General features: G+C 69.2%; 16 protein-coding genes and 1 tRNA gene. 16 read left to right on the top strand and 1 reads right to left on the bottom strand.

Going from position 1 to position 17,081, the window contains the following annotated elements; translation table 11 throughout:
- Window positions 1–32 precede the first annotated feature (32 nt).
- Complete coding sequence (locus ABD785_RS06935) at window positions 33–1,790, top strand: ABC-F family ATP-binding cassette domain-containing protein (protein WP_344823440.1); 1,758 nt, start codon at window positions 33–35, stop codon at window positions 1,788–1,790.
- Between the two features lie 27 nt (window positions 1,791–1,817).
- Here the strand turns inward: ABD785_RS06935 and ABD785_RS06930 are convergent, their stop codons facing one another.
- The gene (locus ABD785_RS06930; RefSeq protein ID WP_344823439.1) at window positions 1,818–2,309 is read right to left on the bottom strand and encodes a MarR family winged helix-turn-helix transcriptional regulator; all 492 of its coding nucleotides are present in this window, start codon (window positions 2,307–2,309) and stop codon (window positions 1,818–1,820) included.
- A gap of 85 nt (window positions 2,310–2,394) precedes the next feature.
- Here ABD785_RS06930 and ABD785_RS06925 point away from each other — a divergent pair, with 85 nt between their 5' ends.
- The 15 genes from ABD785_RS06925 (at window position 2,395) to ABD785_RS06855 (ending at window position 17,024) form a co-directional block, all read left to right on the top strand.
- Window positions 2,395–3,153 (top strand): trans-aconitate 2-methyltransferase, encoded by a 759-nt coding sequence (locus ABD785_RS06925; protein WP_344823436.1) that lies wholly within the window; start codon window positions 2,395–2,397, stop codon window positions 3,151–3,153.
- Between the two features lie 203 nt (window positions 3,154–3,356).
- Window positions 3,357–3,758 (top strand): VOC family protein, encoded by a 402-nt coding sequence (locus ABD785_RS06920; RefSeq protein ID WP_344823433.1) that lies wholly within the window; start codon window positions 3,357–3,359, stop codon window positions 3,756–3,758.
- Window positions 3,759–3,883: 125 nt separating this feature from the next.
- A complete protein-coding gene (locus ABD785_RS06915; RefSeq protein ID WP_344823431.1) occupies window positions 3,884–4,843 on the top strand; it encodes an acyl-CoA desaturase in 960 nt (319 codons plus the stop codon).
- 11 nt (window positions 4,844–4,854) lie between these two features.
- Window positions 4,855–5,628, top strand: a complete 774-nt coding sequence (locus ABD785_RS06910) for a TetR/AcrR family transcriptional regulator (protein ID WP_344823428.1) — start codon at window positions 4,855–4,857, stop codon at window positions 5,626–5,628.
- Window positions 5,629–5,676: 48 nt separating this feature from the next.
- Window positions 5,677–6,279 (top strand): TetR family transcriptional regulator, encoded by a 603-nt coding sequence (locus tag ABD785_RS06905; protein WP_344824134.1) that lies wholly within the window; start codon window positions 5,677–5,679, stop codon window positions 6,277–6,279.
- A gap of 123 nt (window positions 6,280–6,402) precedes the next feature.
- A tRNA-Gln gene (locus ABD785_RS06900) sits at window positions 6,403–6,474 on the top strand.
- Between the two features lie 160 nt (window positions 6,475–6,634).
- A complete protein-coding gene (gene glmU, locus ABD785_RS06895; RefSeq protein WP_344823425.1) occupies window positions 6,635–8,074 on the top strand; it encodes a bifunctional UDP-N-acetylglucosamine diphosphorylase/glucosamine-1-phosphate N-acetyltransferase GlmU in 1,440 nt (479 codons plus the stop codon).
- On the top strand, window positions 8,071–9,048 hold the full coding sequence (locus ABD785_RS06890; protein WP_344823423.1) for a ribose-phosphate diphosphokinase: 978 nt from the start codon (window positions 8,071–8,073) through the stop codon (window positions 9,046–9,048). The genes glmU and ABD785_RS06890 overlap by 4 nt, the downstream gene beginning before the upstream one ends.
- Window positions 9,049–9,329: 281 nt before the next feature.
- Window positions 9,330–9,935, top strand: coding sequence for a 50S ribosomal protein L25/general stress protein Ctc (locus tag ABD785_RS06885; RefSeq protein ID WP_344823421.1), 606 nt, complete (start codon window positions 9,330–9,332; stop codon window positions 9,933–9,935).
- Between the two features lie 8 nt (window positions 9,936–9,943).
- Window positions 9,944–10,579, top strand: a complete 636-nt coding sequence (gene pth / locus ABD785_RS06880; RefSeq protein ID WP_344823418.1) for an aminoacyl-tRNA hydrolase — start codon at window positions 9,944–9,946, stop codon at window positions 10,577–10,579.
- Window positions 10,580–10,626: 47 nt separating this feature from the next.
- Window positions 10,627–11,511, top strand: a complete 885-nt coding sequence (locus ABD785_RS06875) for a 3'(2'),5'-bisphosphate nucleotidase CysQ (RefSeq protein ID WP_344823415.1) — start codon at window positions 10,627–10,629, stop codon at window positions 11,509–11,511.
- Between the two features lie 8 nt (window positions 11,512–11,519).
- On the top strand, window positions 11,520–12,434 hold the full coding sequence (gene cysD, locus ABD785_RS06870) for a sulfate adenylyltransferase subunit CysD (RefSeq protein ID WP_344823413.1): 915 nt from the start codon (window positions 11,520–11,522) through the stop codon (window positions 12,432–12,434).
- 11 nt (window positions 12,435–12,445) lie between these two features.
- The gene (locus ABD785_RS06865; protein WP_344823410.1) at window positions 12,446–13,711 is read left to right on the top strand and encodes a sulfate adenylyltransferase subunit 1; all 1,266 of its coding nucleotides are present in this window, start codon (window positions 12,446–12,448) and stop codon (window positions 13,709–13,711) included.
- 67 nt (window positions 13,712–13,778) lie between these two features.
- Window positions 13,779–15,179, top strand: coding sequence for a carboxylesterase/lipase family protein (locus tag ABD785_RS06860; RefSeq protein WP_344823407.1), 1,401 nt, complete (start codon window positions 13,779–13,781; stop codon window positions 15,177–15,179).
- 483 nt (window positions 15,180–15,662) lie between these two features.
- On the top strand, window positions 15,663–17,024 hold the full coding sequence (locus ABD785_RS06855) for a sugar transferase (RefSeq protein ID WP_344823405.1): 1,362 nt from the start codon (window positions 15,663–15,665) through the stop codon (window positions 17,022–17,024).
- The last annotated feature ends 57 nt before the right edge of the window (window positions 17,025–17,081 follow it).

Below are 17,081 nucleotides of genomic sequence, written 5' to 3'. Positions count from 1 at the left end.
GTCCCTGAGGAAGCCGATAGCCTTGAAGCGTTGTGAATCTGATCAATCTTGAGAACGTCTTCAAGGCGTACACGCCGCAGCCGCTGCTGGACCAGGTCTCCCTGGGCGTCGAGTCGGGGATGCGCATCGGCGTCGTCGGCCGCAACGGCGGCGGCAAGTCCACGCTGATGTCGATCATGGCTAGGCGGACCGAGGCCGACTCCGGCCGGGTCACCCACACCGGTGGCCTGCGCCTGGCCTACCTGGTGCAGCGCGACGAGTTCGGCGACGCCGCGACCGTCCGCTCCATCGTGCTCGGCGACCGCGCCGAGCACGAGTGGGCCGCCGACGCCAGGATCCGCGACATCCTCGCCGGGCTCCTGCCGGGAATCGATCTCGAAGCCCCGCTCGAGGGCATGTCCGGCGGGGAGAAGCGGCGGGTCGCCCTGGCGGCGCTGCTCGTCCCCGAGTCCGACGTGATCATGCTGGACGAGCCGACCAACCACCTCGACCTCGAGGCGATCACCTGGCTGGCCCGCCATCTGGCGACCCGCAAGGAGGCCCTCGCGGTCGTCACCCACGACCGGTGGTTCCTCGACGAGGTCACCGACCGCACGTGGGAGGTCGTCGACGGCCGGGTCGAACGCTACGAGGGCGGCTACTCCGCCTACGTGCTGGCCAAGGCCGAGCGCACCCGCATCGCCGACTCCACCGAGGCCAAGCGCCAGAACCTCATGCGCAAGGAGCTGGCGTGGCTGCGGCGCGGCCCGCAGGCCCGCAGCACCAAGCCCAAGTTCCGGGTCGACGCCGCCCAGGCGCTGATCGCCGACGTCCCGCCGCTGCGCGACTCGGTGGAGCTGACCAGGTTCGCGACGGCCCGCCTCGGCAAGACCGTCTACGAGCTCGAGGACGTCACCTACCACGCCGGCCCCAAGCCGATCTTCAACCACGTCACGTGGCGGCTCGGCCCCGGCGACCGGATCGGGCTCGTCGGGATCAACGGCTCCGGCAAGACCAGCCTGCTCCGGCTGCTGTCGGGCACCGCCCAGCCCGAATCGGGCAAGGTCGTGCGCGGCAAGACCGTCCAGCTCGCGCATCTCTCGCAGGAGCTCACCGAGCTCGACCCGGCGCGGCGCGTCCTGGAGTCGGTCGAGGAGATCGCCCGGCGGATCACCGTCGGCAAGAAGGAGTGGACCGCGGGCCAGCTCCTGGAGCGGCTGGGCTTCGGCTCCGACGCCCAGTGGAAGCCGGTCGGCGACCTGTCCGGCGGCGAGCGCCGCCGGCTGCAGATCCTGCGCCTGCTCATGGGCGAGCCGAACGTCATGCTCCTCGACGAGCCGACCAACGACCTCGACATCGAGACCCTGACCGAGCTCGAGGACATCCTCGACGGCTGGCCCGGCACCCTCATCGTCGTCAGCCACGACCGGTACTTCCTCGAGCGCGTCACCGACACCGTCCACGGGCTGCTCGGCGACGGCACCGTCCGGATGCTGACGGGCGGCGTCGAGGAGTATCTGGACCGCGTCGCCGCCGGAACCGCGGGCAAGCCCACCGCCGACCGGCCCGCCGAGCAGGCCGCCAAGCCCGCGCAGACGGCGACCAAGGCCGACTGGAAGACCCAGAAGGAGCTCGACCGGCTGGAACGCCAGCTCGACAAGCTCTCCAAGCGCGAGGCCCAGCTCCACGACGACATGGCCGGCGCCGCCACCGACCACGCCAGGCTCCTCGACCTCGACGCCAAGCTCAAGGCCGTCCTGGCCGAGAAGGACGAGGTCGAGATGGCCTGGCTGGAGCTCGCGGAGGGCTGAGGCCGTCCTGCCCCGCAGGGGGCGGGCTCAGCTCTGGTCGAACGGGATCAGCAGGCTGCGCAGGAGATCGGCGAGCTGCTTGCGCTCGACCTCGCTGAGGCTGATCAGAAGCTCCCGTTCGCGGTCGAGCAGGTCGCCGAAGGCGGCGTCGACCCGGGCGAGGCCCGTGCCGGTGAGCCGGACCTGGACGCCGCGCTTGTCCTGCGGGTCGGGATGCCGCTGGACCAGCCCGGCGGCCGCGAGGCGGTCGATGCGGTTGGTCATGGTCCCCGACGTGACGAGGGTCGCGCGCAGGAGCTGGCCAGGATTGAGCTGGTAGGGGGAGCCGGAGCGGCGCAGCGCGGTGAGGACGTCGAACTCCCACGACTCCAGGTCATGGGCGGCGAACACGGCCCTGCGGGCCCGGTCGAGATGGCGGGAGAGCCTCGAGACCCTGCTCAGGACGTGCAACGGCTCCACGTCGAGCTCTGGGCGCTCGCTCCGCCATGCCCCGACCAGCCGGTCGACCTCGTCCTCCATTCCTGCACCCTACCTTTTCTCGACATCAAGATTTTGGCCGGGTTCTCTTGACGTCGAGAGAGATTTGTTGCGACAATGTATCTCGATGTCAAGAGATACCTGGGATCCGGCTCAGTACGCCGTGTACTCCGACGAACGGAGCAGGGCGTTCTTCGAGCTGACGGCCCGCATGCGCCCGCCGGCTCCGCGCCGTGTCGTGGATCTCGGCTGCGGTTCGGGCGAGCTCACCGCGACGCTGGCCGACCGCTGGCCCGGCGCCGAGGTCCTCGGTCTCGACAGCTCCGCGAGCATGATCGGCAAAGCGCGCGGGCACGAGCGTCCCGGCCTGGGCTTCGCCGTCGGCGACCTCGCCACCTGGCGGCCGGAGGCCCCGGTCGACGTGATCGTCTCCAACGCCGCGTTCCAGTGGGTCCCCGGGCACGTCGAGCTGCTGCCCGTCTGGGTACGGTCACTGGCGCCCGGCGGGGTGCTGGCCTTCCAGGTCCCCGGCAACTTCGACGCCCCCAGCCACACGCTGCTCCGCGAGATGTCCGCCAAGCACGGCGTCGGTGACGTCCTGCGGTGGCGTCCCGTCCTCGATCCCGCCGAGTACCTCGATCTCCTCGCCGGCCTCGGCTGCCGGGTCGACGCCTGGGAGACCACCTACCTCCAGGTCCTGCCGGGGAAGAACGCCGTCCTGGAATGGGTGAAGGGCACCGCCCTGCGCCCGGTCCTGGCCGCCCTGGACGACCCCGCCGCCTTCCTGTCCGACTACTCCGCCGCCCTCGACGACGCCTATCCGCCCGGTCCGAACGGGACCGTCTTCCCCTTCAGGAGGATCTTCGTCGTGGCGACGAACCCCTAGACGAGGTGCCGCCCGCAGTGGGAGGAAGCGGCTGACGTTCCCCTGCGGTGCTGCCGACTCCCGTAGCGGGCGGCACCTACACACCGACGGCGCACCGTGCCGTCACCCCTCCCGGCCCCGCACTAAGGGCCGGACCGGCCGGACGCCGACGACGGACGATCTTCGCTCGCGGCGCCCGGTCCTCACTTTCCGGAGGATTCGCGATGATCACTGGCCTGGATCATGTCCAGCTCGCCGCCCCCGAGGGCGGCGAGGAAGCGTTGCGCGCCTTCTACGGCGATCTCCTCGGTCTCACCGAGATCGCCAAGCCCGCCGAACTCCGGGGCCGCGGCGGAGCGTGGTTCCAGGGCCCCGGATTCCAGCTCCATGTAGGCGTTGAGCGGGACTTCCGGCCCGCGCTCAAGGCCCATCCCGGGCTCGTGGTCGCCGACCTCGACGCCCTGGCCGCCCGGCTCGCCGCGGCGGGCCACGAGATCCGGTACGACACCCCGGTTCCGGGCTTCCGGCGGTTCTTCTCCGCCGATCCGGTGGGCAACAGGCTCGAATTTCTCGAAAAGGATGCGCCTGACCGCAATTCCCGTACCCAGGGCGGCCCAACCTACTGACCTGGGCTGATGATTGTTACCGGCGGTCCAGAACGGTTCACTCTCCGGTCACTTACACTCTTACCGAACCGTAGGTTACGGTGGCGTAGGAAAGACGACCCGATCCTTAACGAGAGACGAGCTTTGTGACTGCCGCACCCATCGCCGACGCACCCCGTCGACCGGCCGACGACTACTCCGACGACCGCAACGGCCTCAGCCACAAGATCCTGGTAGCGCTGTTCACCGGAGTGCCCTTCCTCGCGCTGCTCGCCGCCGTGCCGTTCGCCTGGGGCTGGGCGCTGGGCTGGTCGGACATCGTGATCGGGGCGATCTTCTACTTCCTGTCCGCCGGTGGCATCACCGTCGGCTTCCACCGCTATTTCACGCACGGCTCCTTCAAGGCCAACCGGCCGCTGCGGATCGCGCTCGCGCTCTGCGGCAGCCTGGCCATCGAGGGCCCCGTGATGCACTGGGTCGCCGACCACCGGCGCCACCACAAGTTCTCCGACACCGAGGGCGACCCGCACAGCCCCTGGAAGTACGGTGACGACGCCAAGGCGCTGTTCAAGGGCCTCATCTGGTCGCACTACGGCTGGCTCTACGCCTCCAAGGCCACCAACGTCGACAAGTACGCCAAGGACCTCAAGGCCGACCCGGACATGCAGCGGATCCACAGCTCGTTCGGGGCGATCGTCGCGGCGACCTTCCTGCTCCCGGCCGCCATCGGCGGGCTGGTGACCATGTCCTGGGCCGGGTTCTTCACCGCCCTGTTCTGGGCCGGCTTCGTCCGGGTCACCCTCGTGCAGCACGTCACCTGGTCGATCAACTCGATCTGCCACACCTTCGGCAACACCCCGTTCGCCTCGCGCGACCAGGCCCGCAACGTGTGGTGGCTGGCCATCCCCTCGCTCGGCGAGTCCTGGCACAACCTCCACCACGCCGACCCGACGGCCGCCCGTCACGGCGTGCTCAAGGGGCAGATCGACATCAGCGCCCGGGTGATCTGGATCTTCGAGAAGCTCGGCTGGGCCAAGGACGTGCGCTGGCCGTCCGAGGAGCGTCTCGCCGCCAAAAAGATGGTCTCGAGCGACGCGCAGGCCTAGGGTCTAGACCTGTGGCTGACTCACGTAGACGGCGGATGTCCGGCAGCGAGCGCAGAGAGCAGCTGCTGGACGTCGGCCGGTCCCTGTTCGCCGAGAAAGGGCTCGACGGGACGTCGGTGGAGGAGATCGCCGCCAAGGCGGGGGTCTCCAAGCCGGTCGTCTACGAGCACTTCGCAGGAAAGGAAGGCCTGTACGCGGTCGTCGTGGACCGCGAGATGGACAAGCTCCTGGTCATGGTCACCGCCGCCCTGACCGTCGAGGCCGACTACCGGCGCAAGCTCGAACTCGCCGCCCTCGCCCTGCTGGAGTACATCGAGGAGTCGACCGCGGGCTTCCGCATCCTGGTCCGCGACTCCCACGGCGGCACCGGCCGGGGCAGCTTCGCCAGCCTCCTGTCGGAGATCGCCGGGCAGGTCGAGCACCTGCTGGCCAAGGAGCTCGACCACCACTCCTACGACGAGAAGACCGCGCCGATGTACGCGCAGATGCTCGTCGGGATGATCGCCCTCACCGGCCAGTGGTGGCTCGACACCCGCAAGCCCCGCCGCGAGGACGTCGCGGCCCATGTCGTCAACCTCGCCTGGAACGGCCTGTCGGCCCTCGAACCCAAGCCGTCCCTCGACCCGCGCCGCCGCGCCAAGGAGCGCGAACGCGCAACGGCCCGCGCCGAGAAGGCCGTCGAGAAGGCCGAACGCGCCGCCGCCCGCGCCGAGCGGGCCCTGGAGAAGGCCCGCCGCAAGGTCCCGGCCTCCCTCCACGAGGAGATAACCCCGGTCGACGCCTAGCCTGCCCGTCCTTGACATCATGGGCGGGTGGCAGCGCAGCGACGGCGGATGACCGGCAAGGAACGGCGTGAACAGCTGATCGAGATCGGCCGGGCGCTGTTCGCCGAGCGCGGCTACGACGGGACCGCCGTGGAGGAGATCGCCGCCCAGGCGGGGGTGTCCAAGCCCGTCGTGTACGAGCACTTCGGCGGCAAGGAGGGGCTCTACGCCGTCGTCGTCGACCGGGAGATGACCAAGCTGCTCCAGCTCGTCACCGAGGGGATGCCCTCGGGAGCCCACTACCGGCAGATGCTGGAGGGCGCCGCGCTGGCGCTCCTGCAGTACATCGAGGAGTCCACCGACGGCTTCCGCATCCTGGTCCGCGACTCCCACGCCGCCTCGGGGACCGGCACCTTCGCCAGCCTCATCAGCGACATCGCCACGCATGTCGAGCACCTGCTCGGCGAGGCCTTCGACGAGCACGACTACGACGGCAAGCTCGCCCCCATGTACGCCCAGATGCTCGTCGGCATGGTCGCCATGACCGGGCAGTGGTGGCTGGAGGTCCGCAAGCCCAAGCGGGAGGAGGTGGCGGCCCACGTCGTCAACCTCGCCTGGAACGGCCTGTCCCATCTGGAGCCGCGTCCCCGGCTGGGGCCGTCCGGGTCCTGAACGTTCCTTCGAACCCGGTCCGGGCGGGCGGGAAAGTCGGGAGGCGTGTTGCCGTCGTGCCCGGTATTCTAGGCGGCACAAGACGCCCGGGCTGTCCTGTTTGTACGGCTCTAGGCAACATATTCCGGCATGGTGTAATTGGCAGCACACAGCCCTTTGGTGGCTATGGTCAGGGTTCGAGTCCTTGTGCCGGAGCGTTCAGATCAGGGCGCGGTGCCGGTGATCAGGCTGGTGGGCGGTATCCTTCGTTGTGTCGGGTGGGTTAACGGCCTGCCGCCCCAAGGGTGACGGGTTGTCGCCGGGTGCGGGGGTGAACACCCGGCTGTCCCGTTTCGCGACGCCCAGGAGCCACTTCGTGAGCCCGGCTGCAGTGATCGTCCTCGCCGCTGGTGAGGGCACCCGGATGAAATCGCGCACCTCGAAGGTCCTTCACACACTGGCGGGGCGCTCGATGCTCGGCCATGTGCTGGCGGCCTCGGGTGCGCTGGAACCCCAGCGGGTGCTGGTGGTCGTGGGGCACCGGCGGGAGCAGGTGACCGAGCATCTCGCGCAGATCGCGCCGGCCGCCTCGGCCGTCGTGCAGGAGGAGCAGAACGGGACGGGACACGCCGTCCGGATCGCGCTCGAGACGGTGGGGGTCCTCGACGGGATCGTCGTCGTCGCCAACGGCGACATGCCGTTGCTCCGCCCGGAGACCCTCCAGGAGCTCGTCTCGGCCCACCGTGCCGAGAAGAACGCGGTGACCTTGCTCACCACCGACATCCCCGACCCGACGGGCTACGGCCGGATCCTGCGCGACGCGGACGGCGCGGTCGAGGGGATCGTCGAGCACAAGGACGCGACCGACGAGCAGCGGGCCATCCACGAGATGAACGTGGGCCTGTACGTCTTCGACGGCTCGCTCCTGGACGCCGCGCTCAAACGCCTGACGACCGACAACGCCAACGGCGAGGAGTACCTCACCGACGTGGTCGCGATCCTGCGCGGCGACGGCCACCGGGCGGGCGCCTACAAGGCCCCGGATTGGACCGAGACACAGGGCGTCAACGACCGGGTGCAGCTCGCCCAGGCCCGACGCCAGCTCAACGACCGCATCCTCGACGGCCTGATGCGCGAGGGCGTGACCGTGGTCGATCCGGCGACGACCTGGGTGGACGTCCAGGTGAGCGTCGGCCAGGACGCGGTCCTGCACCCGGGCACCCAGCTCCACGGCGCGACCGTGATCGGGGAGGGCGCCGAGATCGGCCCCGACTCGACCCTCACCGACACGCGGGTCGGCGAGGACGCGGTGGTGACGCGCGCTGTGACGATCGATGCGGAGATCGGCGCAGCGGCGTCGGTCGGTCCCTACGCCTATCTCAGGCCGGGGACGAGGCTGGCCCGCAAGGCGAAGGCCGGCACGTACGTCGAGATCAAGAACTCGGTCCTCGGTGAGGGCTCGAAGGTCCCGCACCTGACCTATGTGGGCGACGCCGACATCGGTCAGGGCACCAACATCGGCGCGGCCTGCGTCTTCGTCAACTACGACGGCGTGGAGAAGCACCGGAGCACCGTCGGTGACCATGTGAAGATCGGCAGTGACAACATGCTGGTCGCGCCCGTTACCGTGGGTGATGGGGCCTATACGGCCGCGGGATCGGTGATTATCAAGGATGTGCCGCCCGGAGCCATGGCCGTGGCTCGCGGGCAGCAGCGCAACGTTGAGGGCTGGGTCGAGCGCAAGCGCGCCGGTACTCCCGCCGCGGAAGCGGCGAAACGGGCGCGTGAGAACGGAACCCAGGAGGGGGACAAGTGAGCGGGATCAAGACCCAGGGTGAGAAGAAGCTGATGCTCTTCTCCGGACGTGCTTATCCGGATCTGGCGAAGGAGGTGGCCGCGAACCTGGACTGCGAGCTCGTCCCGACGGCGGCCTACGACTTCGCGAACGGGGAGACGTTCGTCCGTTTCCTGGAGTCGGTCCGGGGCAGCGACGCCTTCGTGATGCAGAGCCACACGGCTCCCATCAACCAGTGGATCATGGAACAGCTGATCATGGTGGACGCGCTGAAGCGCGCCTCCGCCCGCCGCATCACCGTGGTGGCGCCGTTCTTCGGCTACGCCCGCCAGGACAAGAAGCACCGCGGCCGCGAGCCGATCACGGCGCGCCTGATGGCGGACATGTTCAAGACCGCCGGAGCGGACCGCCTGATCACCGTCGACCTGCACACCGCGCAGATCCAGGGCTTCTTCGACGGCCCCGTCGACCACCTCTTCGCGCTGGAGCTGCTGGCCGACCACGTCGCCGCGACCCTGGACACCTCCCAGGTGACGGTCGTCGCCCCGGACGCCGGGCGCGTCCGGGTGGCCGAGCGCTGGACCGACCGGCTGGGCTGCCCGCTGGCGATCATTCACAAGCGCCGGGACCCGATGGTCGCCAACGAGGTCAAGGTCTTCGAGGTCGTCGGCCAGGTCCAGGGTCGCACCTGCGTGATCGTCGACGACATGATCGACACCGGTGGCACGATCGTGAAGGCGGCCGAGGCGCTGTTCGAGCAGGGCGCGGCCCGCGTTGTGGTGACCGCCACACACGGCGTCCTGTCGGGCCCCGCGGTGGACCGGCTGAAGAACTCCCGGATCTCCGAGGTCGTCCTCACCAACACCCTGCCGATCCCGGACGAGAAGCAGTTCGACAAGCTGACCGTCCTGTCGATCGCCCCGCTGCTCGCGCGGGCCATCGACGAGGTCTTCCACGACGGTTCGGTGACCTCGCTGTTCGACGGCGAGGGCTGAGCCGCCCCCGCGGCGGGCCGCCGGCCGGTTCGACGCCGGGGCATTGCGGACGTACTCTGAAGGGGCCGGACGAAGATTCGTCCGGCCTCTTCGGGCTCCTAATCAAGCCCCTAGCACTTTTCGGGTCCGTGGATCGGCTAGACTTCTGGGACCCGTGTGCGCCCCATGCTGTGCGCTGTGCGTTGAAGCCAGTGCCGCGGGGAGCGCCCGAATGCGGCCCGGTCCGGGCCGAATCCAAGCATTAACGAGTACTAACGCGCCATCAACGAGGAGTTTTCGCCGTGTCCGAGGTACGCATCGCCGCCGAGCCGCGCTCCGAGTTCGGTAAGGGTGCCGCCCGGCGCACCCGCCGGGCAGGCAAGGTGCCGGGTGTCCTCTACGGGCACGGCACCGACCCGCAGCACATCCAGCTGCCGGGCCACGAGCTCATGCTCGCCCTCAAGACCCCCAACGTGCTGCTGCGCGTCACCGGCCTCTCCGGCTCCGACGAGCTCGCCCTGCCGAAGGACGTTCAGCGCGACCCGCTCAAGGGCTTCCTCGAGCACATCGACCTGCTGCTCGTGAAGTCCGGCGAGAAGGTCACCGTGGACGTCGCGGTCGTCACCGTCGGAGACCTCAAGGCGGGCCAGCTCGCCCACGAGCTCACCACCGTTTCGGTCGAGGCCGAGGCCACCCACATTCCGACCGAGATCGAGGTCGACCTCGGCAAGCTGACCGAGGGTTCCGTGGTGTACGCCAAGGACCTCGACCTGCCGCGCGGCACCACGCTGGTCGTCGACGGCGACGCGCTGGTCCTGCAGATCACCGGTGTCGCCGTGGCCGACCTGCCGGAGGACGAGGTCGCTGAGCCGGCCGAGGCCGCCGAAGAGGCCCCCGCCGCGGAGTAGGACATTTCATGAAGGCCCGGTCGCTGTTGTTCCAGCGGCTGGGCCTTTCGCGTTTCGAGGAGCGTTCGGTGAGCGAAGATCTGTGGCTGGTCGTGGGGCTGGGGAACCCCGGGCCGAACTACGCGGGGAACCGGCACAACGCCGGGTTCATGGTGCTCGATCTGCTGGCGGAGCGGGTGCGCGGAAGCTTCAGGTCGCACAAGTCGCGCTGTGACGTGGTCGAGGGGCGGCTCGGCGCGGTGCGGGTGGTGCTGGCCAAGCCGCGGTCGTACATGAACGAGTCCGGGGGACCGGTGAAGGCGGTGCGGGACTTCTACAAAGTCCCAACCGAGCGCTTGGTTGTGGTCCATGATGAGCTCGACATCGAGTTCGGGGCGATTCGCCTGAAGAAGGGTGGGGGTGACAATGGTCACAACGGCCTCAGGTCCATCACCCGGTCCATCGGTGACAAGGAGTACTCGCGGCTGCGCTTCGGGGTGGGGCGCCCGCCCGGCAGGATGGACGCGGCGGCCTTCGTGCTGAAGGACTTCTCCACGGCCGAGCGAAAAGAGCTGCCGCTCTTCGTGGACCGGGCGGCCGACGCCGTGGAGTCCTTGGCCGAAAAGGGCCTGGAAGCCACCCAGAACGTCTTCCATGCTCTGTGAATGGCCCATACTAAGTTCTCGGACCCAAACGATAGGGAACTAGGAAATTGCGGGAAGACGATCACGCACTGGCGGCCCGTCTCGCGACCGAGGCCGGCGACCTGCTGCTCGCACTGCGCGCCGAACGCGGCTTCGCGGACGGCAAGGCCCTCAAGGACGCGGGCGACCTCGCCTCGCACGAGTTCCTGATGGCGGCGCTGGCCACCGCCCGTCCCGACGACGCGGTGCTCAGTGAGGAGGGCAAGGACGACAAGGCGCGGCTGGACGCGAGCCGGGTGTGGATCGTCGACCCCCTCGACGGCACCCGCGAGTTCTCCGAGGAGGGCCGCTCCGACTGGGCCGTCCATGTCGCCCTCTGGTCCGACGGTGAGCTGATCGCCGGGGCCGTCGCCCTTCCCGCCCAGCACAGGACCCTCGTCACCTCCCCCGGCGGCGGCGCCGTGATCGCCTCGTCGCGGGCGGGCGCCACCCCCGGCGGAACGCCGACGCCCGCCGCCGCGACCGTGGCCGAGGCCCCCGGCACCGTCGAGGCGACCCTCGCCGAGCCCGCGCTCGCGGAGACGCCGCTGGTGCCCGCGGACCGCGACGGCGTGATCCGTATCGTGGTGAGCCGCACCCGGCCGCCGCAGATCGTGGACGACCTCAAGGTGAAGCTGGAGGCCGCGGGCCACTCCGTTGAGCTGGTGCCGCTCGGTTCCGCCGGAGCGAAGATCGCGGCCGTCCTCCTCGGCGACGTGGACGTCTACGTCCACGGTGGCGGGCAGTACGAGTGGGACTCCGCGGCCCCCGCCGCCGTCGCGCTCGCCGCCGGATTCCACGCCTCCCGGCTGGACGGCTCCCCGCTGAACTACAACGAAGACGACCCCTACCTGCCGGATATCCTGGTCAGCCACCCCCTGCTGGCCGAACTGGTTCTTTCCGGGCTGAACTGAGGAAACCGATGCAACGCGCCGACTACCTGATGTCCCAGCTCGATGTGCTGGAGGCGGAGTCGATTCACATCATCCGTGAGGTGGCCGCGGAGTTCGAGCGGCCGGTGCTGCTGTTCTCCGGTGGTAAGGACAGCATCGTGATGCTGCGCCTGGCGGAGAAGGCGTTCGCTCCGGCGCCGATTCCGTTTCCGGTGATGCATGTGGACACCGGTCATAATTTCGATGAGGTGATCGAGTACCGGGATCGGAAGGTCGCCGAGCTGGGTCTGCGGCTGGTGGTGGCCTCGGTGCAGGAGGCGATCGATACCGGGTTGGTGGTGGAGCAGAAGGGGCGGCGGGCGTCGCGGAACTCGCTGCAGACGGTGCCGTTGCTGAACGCGATCGAGAAGCATGAGTTCACCGCGGCGTTCGGTGGGGCCCGGCGGGATGAGGAGAAGGCGCGGGCGAAGGAGCGGGTGGTGTCGTTCCGGGACGAGTTCGGGCAGTGGGATCCGAAGAACCAGCGTCCTGAGTTGTGGAATCTGTACAACACCAAGATTCATCGTGGTGAGCATGTGCGGGTGTTCCCGATCTCGAACTGGACCGAGCTGGACATCTGGGACTACATCCGCCGTGAGGAGATCGAGCTTCCCGGCATCTACTTCTCCCACACCCGTCAGGTGTTCGAGCGCGACGGGATGCTGCTGGCCGACCTGCCGCCGGCGAACCGGGGTGAGGATGAGCCGGTCTTCGACGCGGTGGTCCGTTACCGCACCGTCGGTGACATCTCCTGCACCGGCGCCGTGAAGTCGACCGCCTCGACCCTCGACGACATCATCGAGGAGATCCAGGCGACGAGGATCACCGAACGCGGAGCGACCCGCGCCGACGACCGCGCCTCCGAGGCCGCCATGGAAGACCGCAAGAAGGAGGGGTACTTCTAATGAGCCCCCGCATGGACATTCTCCGCTTCGCGACCGCGGGAAGCGTCGACGACGGCAAGAGCACCCTGATCGGGCGTCTCCTGTACGACTCGAAGTCGATCTTCGAGGATCAGCTGGAGGCGGTGGAGCGCACGTCGGCCGACCGTGGCGAGGAGTACACCAATCTCGCGTTGCTGACCGATGGTCTGCGGGCCGAGCGGGAGCAGGGCATCACGATCGACGTGGCGTACCGCTACTTCGCGACGCCGCGCCGCAAGTTCATCATCGCCGACACCCCCGGGCACATCCAGTACACCCGCAACATGGTGACGGGTGCGTCGACCGCGGATCTGGCGATCATCCTGGTCGACGCCCGTAAGGGCATCCAGGAGCAGTCTCGCCGCCATGCCTTCCTGACCACGCTGCTTCAGGTTCCGCACCTGGTGGTGGCGGTGAACAAGATGGACCTGGTGGACTACTCGTCCGAGGTGTTCGAGCGGATCAAGGACGAGTTCACCTCTTTCGCCTCCAAGCTGGCGATCAATGACCTGACCTTCATCCCGGTCGCGGCCCTGCACGGCGACAACGTGGTCGAGCGCTCGGTGAACATGCCGTGGTATGAGGGCAGCTCGCTGCTCCACCATCTGGAGCACGTGCACATCGCCTCCGACCGCAACCTCATCGACGTGCGCTTCCCGGTGCAGTACGTCATCCGGCCCTACAAGTCGACCGACGCGGCGCTGCACGACTACCGCGGCTACGCGGGCCAGGTCGCGGGCGGCATCCTCAAGCCCGGCGACGAGGTCATGCACCTGCCGTCCGGCCTGACCACCACGATCACCCACATCGACGGCCCGAACGGCCCCGTCGAAGAGGCCTACCCGCCGATGTCGGTGACGCTCCGCTTCGCCGACGAGATCGACATCTCCCGCGGCGACATGATCTGCCGCCCCGCCAACCAGCCCCAGGCCACCCAGGACCTGGACGCGATGATCTGCTGGATGGACGAGACCCGCTCCCTGTCCCCGCGGGCCAAGCTCACGTTGAAGCACACCACCCGCACGGTCCGCGCCATGGTGAAGGACGTCCAGTACCGCCTGGACATCAACACCCTGCACCGCGACGAGGCCGCCAGCGGGCTCAGCCTCAACGAGATCGGCCGCGTCACGCTGCGCGTCACCCAGCCGCTGTTCGTCGACGACTACGGCCGCAACCGCCTGACCGGCGGCTTCATCCTCATCGACGAGGCCTCCAACGCCACCGTCGCCGCCGGGATGATCTCCAACCCGCTCCGCTGAACCACCCCGGAACCCCCGGCCCGCCTCGGCGGCGCCGGGGTTCCGTGCTTCTACTAGCGTTGCGGACATGAAAGACGTGGTGAAGACGCGGTCCGGGCAGGTGCGGGGCGTCGAGACGGACGGTGTCTTCGCCTTCAAGGGGATTCCCTACGGGGCCGTTCCCGAGGGTGACCTCAGATTCCTCGCACCCGTGCCCGCCGAGCCGTGGGACGGGGTGCGCGACGCCGTGGCGTTCGGGCCCGCCTCGCCGCAGGGGCAGCTCGCACCGGGCGTCCCCGCGGTGTGGCAGCCGGGGGACGGGCTGGGCTGCCTGAACCTCAACGTCTGGACGCCGGGGCCCGGCTCCGCGGGGCTGCCGGTGCTCGTGTGGCTCTACGGCGGCGGCTGGATCAAGGGCTGGAGCGGCCTGCCGCAGTACGACGGCGGCCTGCTCGCCCGGGGCGGCGCCGTGGTCGTCACCCTCGACCACCGGCTCGGCTTCGAGGGGTACGGCTGGGTCGACGGGGCACCGGCCAACCGCGGGCTGCTCGACCAGATCGCGGCGCTGGAGTGGGTAGCCGGGAACATCGCGGCGTTCGGCGGGGACCCGGGCAACGTGACGGTCTTCGGCCAGTCGGCCGGCGCCGCCTCCGCGGTGCTGCTGGCCGCCGCGCCCCGGACGGACGGCCTGCTCCGGCGGGTGATCGCCCAGAGCGTCCCGGACGGGTACCAGAGCGTGGAGGAGGGCCGCAGGATCGGCGCGGCCGTCGCGGCGATCTCCGGTTCCGCACCCGGCCGCGACGCCCTCGCCGAGGTCAGGCCCGGAGCGATCCTCGCGGCCCAGGGCACCGTGTCCGCCGGACGGCAGGAGGGCGGCACCGTCGCCCCCGTCATCGACGGCGACCTGGTCACCGGCCCGCCGTGGGCCGTCCCCGACCCCGGCGTCGACCTCGTCTGCGGCTACACCCACGAGGAGTACCGCAGCTTCGGTCCCGTCCCGCCCGCCGACGAGATCAACCTCGCGGGGATCGCCGCGGCCCTGGGCCTGCCCGCCGAGGCCGCGGCCGTCTACGCCGCCGCCGAGCCGGACCCGTCCGCCGCGTTCGTCGCCCTGATGTCCGACGCCCTCGTCCGCGTCCCGACCACCCGGCTGGCCGAGGAGCACGCCGCCGCCGGCGGCCGCACCTGGCTGTACGACTTCACCTGGCGGAGCCCGCTGCTCGGCGCCGCCCACGGCATCGACATCCCCTTCACCTTCGGCCTGCCGAAGACCCCGATGGCGCTGCGGAACCTGGGCCGTCCGCCGGAGGAGTTCGCCGTGCTGTCGGGGGCGATGCGGGAGTCCTGGACGGCCTTCGCCACGACCGGCGACCCCGGCTGGACCCGCTTCGATCCGGTGCGCAGGACCGTCCGGCGCTGGGACGTGCCGCCGTCCGAGGGCCCCGACCCGCTCGCGGCCGTCCGTTCCGTGTGGCCCGCGGGGAACTGAATTCATCGCCATCTGTCCATAAGGCTCAGAACGATCTTTCGTAGGAGATAGGTTCACCTGCCTCCAAGGGACCCCTGAAGACAGTTGACTCCCAGTGATCGCCTGGCCGGTGCTGGCCTTGGTCAAACAGGGAGATTCGCGTGCGTAGCGCTTGATCTCCAAGCCGTGGGGCCGTGTGACGAATTGTTACGACGTTGACAGTCCCGCGTCTCGTATGATTCCTGGACTTTGCACCATCTGCCGCACGTAGGTGCACACGGGGGCGTTGCGACGTCTGGAGGGACTTCGTTATCGCTTGTTCACACTTAGGGTGAGCCGCGTGTCACAGGTGAACGGCAAGCTAAGGGCGGCTGGCTGACGGAGGGATGCGCAGTGAACTCGCTCGGTTCCGGGCAACGTCTGGCTCTGGCCGGACATGACCGGCGGGTTCTCGGTGGGGGCACCGAGACCGCTGGTTGGACGACGCGGTACATCGCCGTGGCCGTGGTCTTCGATTTCCTCAGTGTGCTCGCCGGGACGCTGCTGGGGTTCGCGCTCCGATTCCCGGGCTATTCCTACTCCTACACCCTTCCCTATGTCGTTTTGAGTTTCGTACTCCCCGTCGTCTGGGTTCTGGTTCTGGCGGCGAGCCGCGCCTACCGCCCGGCGGTCTTCGGCGAGGGCTCCGAGGAGTACCGCCGCGTCTTCAACGCGGGTTTCGTCTTGATCGCTTTCGTCGCGATCTTCGCTTACGCGGCCAAGGCCGACGTGGCGCGCGGCTACGTGATGACGGCCCTGCCGCTGGCCACCGCGCTGAACCTCGGCTGCCGCTACGTGCTGCGCAAACGCCTGCACGCCCGGCGCTCGCGGGGCCAGTGCATGCGCTCCGTCGTGGCGGTCGGGCACGAGTCCGCCGTGGGCGAGCTGATCCGCCAGCTCCGTAAGGAGCCCTTCCACGGGATGCGGGTCGTCGCGGCCTGCCTGCCCGACGAGCGGATCGTCGACACGATCGAGGACGTCCCGGTCCTGGGCGGTTTCGCCGACGCCGCCGAGGTGGTCCACCGGGTGGGCGCCCGGACCGTCGCCGTGCTCGGGTGCCCCGAGATGGACGCGGTCGCGCTGCGGCAGCTCGCGTGGCGGCTGGAGGACGACGAGATCGAACTGTGCGTCGCACCGGCGCTGATGGACGTCGCCGGGCCCCGGATCTCGATCCGCCCGGTCGCCGGGCTGCCGCTGCTGAATGTCGAGCACCCCGAGCTGTCGGGCGGGCGCCGCCTGGTCAAGGGCGCCTTCGATCGCAGCGTCGCCGGTCTGTTGCTGGTGCTGACCGCGCCCCTGATGCTGGCGATCGTGCTGGCCGTCCGGCTCGACACGCCCGGTGCCGCGATCTTCCGCCAGGTGCGGGTCGGCAAGGGCGGCAAGGACTTCGTCGTCTTCAAGTTCCGGACCATGCACCTGGGTGCCGAGGACCTCCAGGCGAGCCTGGAGGAGGTCAACGAGACCGACGGCATGATCTTCAAGATCCGGCGGGATCCCCGGGTGACCGGGGTCGGCGCGAAGCTGCGCAAGTACTCCCTCGACGAGCTTCCCCAGCTGCTGAACGTCCTGCGCGGGGAGATGTCGCTCGTCGGCCCGCGCCCTCCGCTGCCCGAGCAGGTGGACCGTTTTCCCGAAGAGGTCCGGCGGCGGCTCGTCGTCAAACCGGGAATGACGGGGCTGTGGCAGGTGAGTGGAAGGTCCGACCTTTCCTGGGAGGATTCCGTGCGCCTCGATCTTCGTTATGTCGAGAATTGGTCGCTCGCCATGGACATGCAGATTATCTGGAAAACATGGGCCACCGTCATGCGTGGATCCGGAGCCTATTGAGAGTGTCCGGGACCGGACGGTTCGCAGAACTCGCCATATACACGTTCGTGATCTGAA

It is taken from the genome of Actinocorallia longicatena (genome assembly GCF_039534125.1).
Classification (GTDB): domain Bacteria; phylum Actinomycetota; class Actinomycetes; order Streptosporangiales; family Streptosporangiaceae; genus Actinocorallia; species Actinocorallia longicatena.
Note: the sequence above shows the minus strand (reverse complement) of the source record. Positions and strands in the feature narration are given on the sequence as shown.

Bases quoted from the DNA above. Each gene is read 5' to 3' on its own strand.
- ABD785_RS06930 (WP_344823439.1), bottom strand. From the start codon at position 2,309: ATGGAGGACGAGGTCGACCGGCTGGTCGGGGCATGGCGGAGCGAGCGC.
- ABD785_RS06925 (WP_344823436.1), top strand. From the start codon at position 2,395: ATGTCAAGAGATACCTGGGATCCGGCTCAGTACGCCGTGTACTCCGAC.
- ABD785_RS06920 (WP_344823433.1), top strand. From the start codon at position 3,357: ATGATCACTGGCCTGGATCATGTCCAGCTCGCCGCCCCCGAGGGCGGC.
- ABD785_RS06905 (WP_344824134.1), top strand. From the start codon at position 5,677: ATGACCGGCAAGGAACGGCGTGAACAGCTGATCGAGATCGGCCGGGCG.
- pth (WP_344823418.1), top strand. From the start codon at position 9,944: ATGAAGGCCCGGTCGCTGTTGTTCCAGCGGCTGGGCCTTTCGCGTTTC.
- cysD (WP_344823413.1), top strand. From the start codon at position 11,520: ATGCAACGCGCCGACTACCTGATGTCCCAGCTCGATGTGCTGGAGGCG.
- ABD785_RS06865 (WP_344823410.1), top strand. From the start codon at position 12,446: ATGGACATTCTCCGCTTCGCGACCGCGGGAAGCGTCGACGACGGCAAG.
- ABD785_RS06860 (WP_344823407.1), top strand. From the start codon at position 13,779: ATGAAAGACGTGGTGAAGACGCGGTCCGGGCAGGTGCGGGGCGTCGAG.